Here is a 7216-nt window from a genome sequence, read left to right as displayed (position 1 = left end):
GCCGGTGCGGTGCTTCGTCAGAGGTCCGCGGTCATGCGCACGTCGGGCAGCGCGTCGCCCCCGCCCTGGGCGCAGTGGTACCAGGAGGCCCTGGCCGCGCGCCCGTCGAAGTCCACCTGGCCCAGGGTGTTGCCGAAGTAGGGGGCCGACCCCAGGTCCCAGCGCAGATCGGGCTCGGGTACCCCCGCCAGCCGCGTCAGCAGCCACCCGATCGCGCGCAGCGGGCGGCTCACCGACAGCCGGACCATGCGGCGCATGCTCGTCGGGGCCTGGTTGCACAGCGGGGAGGAGACCAGCTGGGTCACCCGGCTCGCGCCGCCCCCGCGGTGGCGGGCGCGCGCCAGGTAGGAGAAGTGCACGTCCCCGCCCAGGAACAGCACGGTGGCCGGGGCCGGGCCCCGTTCGCCCCGCGAGAGTTCGCCCACGGTGTCGGACAGTCGGCGGAAGGAGTACTGGAAGGCGGCCCAGTGCTCCAGGTCGATGTCCTGGCGCAGCCGCTCGGCGGGCCCCGCCAGCCACCGCCCCCAGGCGCCCGCGCACACCGCCTCGTTCCAGGCCTCCAACCGGTGCACGGCCGGGGGCAGCAGCACCGGGACGGTCGAGGCGACCACGACGTGGTCCGGCCCGCCGGTCAGGTGCCCGTCCAGCCAGTCGTGGCCCTGGGGCCCCAGGATCGACCTGGACCCGTCGGAGGGGTCGCCCTCGCCCAGGGCGCGGGAGCAGCGGGTGTCGGCCATCACGAGCCGGACACCGCCGAAGTCGTGGTGGTGCCCCCACTGGTAGCTCGACGGCTCGCTGTGGGCCTGCCAGGCGAAGGCGTCGACCAGGTCCTCGGCGTCGCCGTCGGCGTCGCGCACCCGCTTCCACAGCAGGTCGCCCTCCCTCTCCTGCTCGGAGAGGTTGCCCAGGTGCTGGTACACCCAGTAGGAGCCCAGACCGCTGGTGATGCGCCTGCGCCACCAGGGCTGGCGGTCCATGGCGCGCCGCCAGGCGGCCGAGGTGTTCCAGTCGTCGCGGACGTCGTGGTCGTCGAAGACCATCAGGGTCGGCACGGTGGACAGCAGCCACCGCACCTGCGGGTCGCTCCAGGCCTGCCGGTACAGCTCGGCGTACTCGTCGTAGTACACGACCTCGTCGTCGGGGTCGTCGCGGGCGCCCCCGCGGACGCGACGCTCGCGCAGGAACGCGAGCATCGACTCCTGCACCTCGTCGGCGTAGACCTGGTCGCCGATGAGCAGCAGCGCCAGGTTGCCCCCGACCGGTTCGCGGGCCAGCCGCCGGGCCGTGGCGCGCAGCATGTCGGGGCCGTAGCGGACCACGCCCTCGGGAGTGTCGTGGGTGGGCGTGTGGCAGGACCCGTACAGCAGCCGCGTGGGCGCCTCCGGGTCCACGGTGCGCACGGTGCTGGGCGGGAAGGGGCTGTCCGGCTCCGGCCAGACCCGGTCCTCGTCCAGGAACACCTCGTAGGGCAGGCGGGAGCCCGGGACCAGCCCCGCGACCGTGCAGACGGCGTAGTGGTGGCCGTGCACGGTGAAGGTCCGGGCGGTCGCCTCGGCGGCGCCGCCGACCACGACACGCACCGCGCAGGGGGCGTCCGTCTCCACCCACACTGTGGCGGTGGTCTCCCCCGGGTGCCTGAGCAGGGGCCCCAGAAGTAAAGAAGCAGTCACCGTTTCGCCTCCTTTCGACCAGGTTCGCACATGTGGGGGACGAGTATGGCCCCTCACCGGGCCGAGCGCCATCCACAGCCGGGAGCCGGATGGTTGCACGAGCGCCGCGCCTGCGCGAAGGTGGCGCTATGAGGACACAGATCCTGGAGCTGCACACCGGTGGATCGGAGAGCGTCACCGACATCACCCGCCAGTGCGGCGACTTCGTCGCCGGGGCCGGAGGGGACGGACTGCTCAACGTCTTCGTCCCGCACGCCACGGCGGGTGTGGCGATCATCGAACTCGGGGCGGGGTCCGACGACGACCTCCTCGCCTCCCTGGCCGACCTGCTGCCCGCCGACGACCGGTGGCGGCACAAGCACGGCTCGCGGGGTCACGGCAGGTCGCACGTGATGCCCGCCTTCGTCGCACCCCAGACCACCGTCCCCGTCGTCGGCGGCCGACTCGAACTCGGCACGTGGCAGTCCATCGCCGTGGTGGACCTCAACGTGGACAACCCCGACCGCAGGGTGCGCCTGTCCTACCTCTCGTCCTGACGGGCAAGGTTTGGCAGCGCGTTGACGGAACATGCCGCTAGCGTGTGAACTAGGCCATCAGCGATGGTCAGCGGACCCACGTGTCGGGCGCGCAAACAGCCCGGCGTCGTTGTGACAACTGCTTCGTGCAGGCAAGATTGAGAAAAACCATCTGTGGAGGAGAACTTTCGTGAGCGCGACCGCGGGCCAGGCACAGAGCGAACGCGGCTTGGCTGACCGACTCGGATTCAAGCCGGGTCAGGTGGTGCAGGAATTCGGCTTCGACGACGACGTCGACGAGAACCTGCGCGCATCCATCACCGAACTCACCGGTGAGGAGCTGGTCGACGAGGACTACGACGGCGACGTCGACGCGGCACTGCTGTGGTGGCGGTCCGACGAGGAGGAGGACCTCACCGACGCGCTGATGGACACGGTGACCACCATCGCCGACGGCGGGACCATCCTGGTGCTCACGCCCAAGGCGGGCCGTGACCTGCACGTGTCGCCCAACGAGGTCGCCGAGGCCGCGACGACGTCGGGCCTCTCCCAGACCAGCGCAGTCAGCATCGGCGCGGACTGGTCGGGTACGCGGCTGGTCGTTCCCAAGCGGTGACGGACACCACCCGCCAAGGGTGAGGCATCCGGTGCCGCGCGTCCCCGAGGCGGGCGCGCGGCGCTGAGGAGTGCTCGCCGACGAAAGGGATCCATGACCGCCCCCGTGGGCGCCCCCGCGCCCGACTTCACCCTCCAGGACCAGTACGGCCAGGACACCTCCCCGGTGTCGGGCCGCCCCGTCCTGCTGGTCTTCTACCCGCTGGCCTTCTCGGGCGTGTGCTCGGGGGAGCTCGCCGAGCTGAGCGCGCGCCACCCCGAGTTCGCCGATCTCGGCGCCGAGGTCATGGCGGTGTCGGTGGACTCCGTCTTCGCCCTGCGCACGTGGTCCGACCGGGAGGGCTTCCCGTTCCCCCTGCTGTCGGACTTCTGGCCGCACGGCGGCGTGGCCCGGGCCTACGGGGTGTTCGACCCCGAGCGGGGCACCGCGCGGCGGGGGACCTTCCTGATCGACGCCGGGGGAGTCGTGCGCTGGTCCACCGTCACCGGGTTCTCCGAACCGCGTGACGTGGACGAGTACCTGCGGCAGCTGCGCGAGCTGGTCTGAAACCCGGGCGCGGTGATTCCGGCGAAGCGGTATGATCTCGTCCGACGCACGGGCGCGTAGCTCAGTTGGTTAGAGCAATTGCCTTACAAGCAATAGGTCAGGGGTTCGAGTCCCTTCGCGCCCACGGACTCGGGACGACCCGGCGAGGCGGCCGAAGGCCCCCGAGCAGGGTCGTCCTTCGTGTTTCCCGGGGGGAGACCCCCCGACCCCCCGAGGCACCCCCTGCGGTCGGGGGCGCGTCGATCGGTGAGGTGGGCGGGGCACTCCCTCACAACGCGGGGCTTCGCCCCGGGGGTTGTAGTTGGGTTGCCCAGGGTCCACGTGGCGCGGGCCGCTGCTCGCCGGTCTTCGACCGGCTCGCCGCGGCCCGCGATGCTTTCCGGGGGAGGCCCCCGGACCCCCCGAAGTACCCCCTGTGGCCGGGGCCGCGGTGATCGGGGAGGCCGATAGGATGCTCTCCCGCAACGCGAGGCTCCGACTCGGAGGCCGTGGCCGGTTCGCCCGGGGGCCACTCGACTTCGGGACGACCCTGCTCGGGGGTTCAGCGCCGCAACGTCAGCACTGCGGGCCGGTAGGGCAGGAGGCCGTAGTCGCCGCCGGAGCCGGGGGAGCGCCCCTGGTAGAGGAACCGCATGTCGCAGGCGTCGACGGTCATGGTCTGGTCGGGGTTGGTGCGGATGAGCTCACCGTGACTGATGTCGTTGGTCCAGGTGGCGCCGCTGTTGGCCCGACCCGCGAAGGGGTTGCCCTCGGTCGCGGCCTGGGGTGTCCACGTGCCGTCCAGACTGGTGGCCGTGAACGAGCGGAAGTAGCGGTGCCCCTGCGCGCCGATGGCCTCGACGATCATGAGGTACCGGTTCTCGCCCTCGACCCTGTAGACCTGAACCGCTTCGAACAGGTTGTTGGTGCTGTCGGACATGACGACCGTCGAGGTCGAGCCGAAGCTGCCCGGGAAGTCGCCGATGGGCATGCCGGCCCGGTAGATGCGGCCGTTGTCCCCGGCGAAGAACAGGTACATGTGCGTGCTGTCGCCGATGAGCGCCTGGTCGATGGGCCCCGTGGAGGAGTCACCGATGCTTCCGGAGAAGAGCGTCTGCGGAGCCGACCAACTGTTCACGTTGACGGGGTTGGTCGATGTCCGGTAGGAGAAGGCGGGACCGGCCCACTGGTAGGCGAGCACCCAGACGTCCCTGGGGGCGAAGTAGAAGAGCGTCGGCGCGACGGCTGAGAAGGGCATCGGGTTCTGGCTGGCCGAGCCCATCTGGGACCAGTCCGAGAAGAGGCCGAAGTTCATCGAGCCCCATGACGTCCCGGTGTCGTGGGTCGTCGCGTAGACGAGGTGCTGGCCGTTGTAGGGGGCGTGGGTGAAGTCCTTGAGCGAGGCCCACCCCGGCCTCGGCTGCGCCAGCGGCCCGGTCGACGTCCAGGTGTAACTCGACGGAAGGGCGCACGTTTCGCCCGGTCCCGCGCCGTCGACGCGGACGAGCCGCCACTGCTGGTTGCCGCCGCCCCAGTCGTCGTACTGCACGACGTTGGCACCGTCCGCGGTCGAGGCGCCCTGGACCTCCACGGCCTTGCCGCTGTGCCGGTTGACCAGACGGATGTGGCCGCCGGGCGAGTCCTCCAGCCGGAACTGCTGGTTGGCCTGGTCGTGGTCGGTCCACTGGACGATACCGCCGCCGTTGGCGGTCGACCAGTTGTGGACGTCCAGCACCCTGCCCGAATGCCGTGACCGCAACCGGTAGTAACCGTTGCCGGAGTCGACGAACCGCCACTGCTGCTGGTACTGGTCGTTCCGTGTCCACTGGGTGATCCGCGCGCCGTCACCGGTGGCCAGGTTGTACACGTCCAACGCCTTGCCGCTGTCGCGGTTCACCAGCACGTACCACGCGTTGGTGTCCACCGTCGCCGCCGCGGCGGGCGTCGGCACCGTCACGGCACCGGCACCACCGACGACCAGGGCCATCAGGACGACGACGAGGACCCGCAGTAACCACCCTCGCGGTCGGGAGGGCGGCGAGATCGAAGACCTGCTCAACGTAGACATCGTTCTTCCTCCAAGGACCTGGAGTCGCACTATCCGCACGAGGGGGTACACCACGAGTCCTGGACCTTCATCTGGGATGTTAGCGTTAACATTTTTTCGAGTGTCCTGGCGCACGCTTGAACCAGGATCCGGTGTGCAAGGCCTGCCCGGAAAGCCGGAGGGCGTCGTTGGCCTTGCCGTTGAATCTGAGCGAGAACACTCCGGAAGTCAAGCCGTGGTTTTCATAAAATTTCCGGAACCGGGGAGTCCACCGGTCGGGGCATGGTGAAGCCCCTGATGGGGCCCGCCCGGACCACGGGTGCGGTGGAACCGCGTACGGGCCTGCGGGGCTCCGTTCGCCTGGGGGCTCAACCTGCTCACCTGTGTCTGAATTGACTGAAAGTGTCCGTTTCTTCGGCTCGTCGTCTCCGAATGCCGGGCGGCGGTCCGGCGTCGGCTGGACATGGCCTTCCTGTCCCGTGACGTCGCCGGTGAGGCGCACCAACCGGTTGCATACTTCGAGGGACTCGATCCCATTTTTTTTCGCCGCTGCGAGTAAGTCCGCAGTTCACAAGCCTGTAATGCTGTGGCAACACTTGTCCCTCTTGCAAGCGTTTGCATTAACCCCCTTGACATGGAAAGCGCTTTCTCTAATGTGAGTTGGGACACCCCAGTGCTCATCCCTACTGGAAAGGCAAGCGGTGAGAAGAACAACCACCCGTCGACTCCTGTCGACGTTGGCCGCCTCGGCGGTGGTGGCGGCCGGTCTGGCCCTGCCGATGTCCCCGGCGGCCGCGCAGACCGGTAGCGCCACGGGTTACGCGACCCAGAACGGCGGGACCACCGGCGGCGCGGGCGGACAGACGGTACGGGCCACGACCGGAACCCAGATCCACGAGGCCCTGTGCAACCGGGCCAGCGCCAGCACCCCGATCATCATCGAGGTCCAGGGGACCATCAACCACGGCAACACCTCCAAGGTGTCGGGCGACAGCTGCGACACCGCCGACGACGTGATCGAGCTCAAGAACATCAGCAACGTCACGATCGTCGGCACCGGCAGCGGGGCCGTGTTCGACCAGCTGGGCATCCACATCCGTGAGTCCAGCAACATCATCATCCAGAACGTCACCGTCCGGAACGTCAAGAAGTCCGGCTCGCCCACGTCCAACGGCGGCGACGCCATCGGCATGGAGAACGGCGTCCGCAACGTCTGGGTGGACCACGTCACCCTGGAGGCGTCGGGCGGGGAGTCGGAGGGCTACGACGGCCTCTTCGACATGAAGAACAACACCCAGTACGTCACCCTCTCCTACAGCATCCTGCGCAACTCCGGCCGCGGCGGCCTGGTCGGATCCAGCGAGAGCGACCGCTCGAACGGCTACGTCACCTACCACCACAACCGGTTCGAGAACCTGGACTCGCGCGCGCCCCTGCTGCGCGGTGGCATAGGCCACATGTACAGCAACCACTACACCCAGATCCACGAGTCCGGCATCAACTCCCGTGCCGGCGCCAGAGCGAAGGTGGAGAACAACTACTTCGAGGACTCCAAGGACGTCCTGGGCACCTTCTACACCGACGAGAGGGGCACCTGGGAGGTCGGCGGCAACATCTTCGACAACGTCACCTGGTCCAGCCCGGGCGACGACAACTACCCCGCCGGGCCCAACCCCCAGTCCACCACGTCGGTGAGCATCCCCTACTCCTACGAACTCGACGACGCCGGGTGCGTGCCGGGGATGCTGGGCCAGATCGCGGGCGCGAACAAGGGCAACCAGGTCTCGGACGGCAACTGCGAGGCGGAGAACCCGCCGGACCCGGACCCGACCGACCCGCCGGA

The 7216-nt window shown here is 69.2% G+C and carries 6 protein-coding genes and 1 tRNA gene; 5 read left to right on the top strand and 2 right to left on the bottom strand.

Features of this window, described 5'->3' with window-relative positions; translation table 11 throughout:
• Positions 1-17 precede the first annotated feature (17 nt).
• Positions 18-1670 carry an alkaline phosphatase D family protein gene (locus DQW06_RS01210; RefSeq protein WP_013153963.1) on the bottom strand — a complete coding sequence of 551 codons (1653 nt, stop codon included), beginning with the start codon at positions 1668-1670 and terminating at the stop codon, positions 18-20.
• A 128-nt stretch (positions 1671-1798) separates the two neighbouring features.
• Here DQW06_RS01210 and DQW06_RS01205 point away from each other — a divergent pair, with 128 nt between their 5' ends.
• From DQW06_RS01205 to DQW06_RS01190, 4 genes are all read left to right on the top strand, one after another.
• Entirely contained in the window at positions 1799-2206 is a 408-nt protein-coding gene (locus DQW06_RS01205; protein ID WP_013153962.1) for a YjbQ family protein, read from the top strand.
• 169 nt (positions 2207-2375) lie between these two features.
• Positions 2376-2801 carry a DUF3052 domain-containing protein gene (locus tag DQW06_RS01200; protein ID WP_013153961.1) on the top strand — a complete coding sequence of 142 codons (426 nt, stop codon included), beginning with the start codon at positions 2376-2378 and terminating at the stop codon, positions 2799-2801.
• A gap of 93 nt (positions 2802-2894) precedes the next feature.
• Positions 2895-3347 (top strand): peroxiredoxin, encoded by a 453-nt coding sequence (locus DQW06_RS01195; protein ID WP_071622411.1) that lies wholly within the window; start codon positions 2895-2897, stop codon positions 3345-3347.
• A 50-nt stretch (positions 3348-3397) separates the two neighbouring features.
• Positions 3398-3471 (top strand) — tRNA-Val (locus tag DQW06_RS01190).
• Positions 3472-3888: 417 nt separating this feature from the next.
• Here the strand turns inward: DQW06_RS01190 and DQW06_RS01185 are convergent.
• Positions 3889-5313 carry a non-reducing end alpha-L-arabinofuranosidase family hydrolase gene (locus DQW06_RS01185; protein WP_013153959.1) on the bottom strand — a complete coding sequence of 475 codons (1425 nt, stop codon included), beginning with the start codon at positions 5311-5313 and terminating at the stop codon, positions 3889-3891.
• An 839-nt stretch (positions 5314-6152) separates the two neighbouring features.
• Here DQW06_RS01185 and DQW06_RS01180 point away from each other — a divergent pair.
• Positions 6153-7216 (top strand): polysaccharide lyase family 1 protein (locus tag DQW06_RS01180; protein ID WP_198662356.1); only part of this gene is annotated, 1064 nt, incomplete at its 3' end.

It is taken from the genome of Nocardiopsis sp. TNDT3 (assembly GCF_003427465.1).
GTDB classification, from domain to species: Bacteria; Actinomycetota; Actinomycetes; order Streptosporangiales; family Streptosporangiaceae; genus Nocardiopsis; species Nocardiopsis dassonvillei.
Note: the sequence above shows the minus strand (reverse complement) of the source record. Positions and strands in the feature narration are given on the sequence as shown.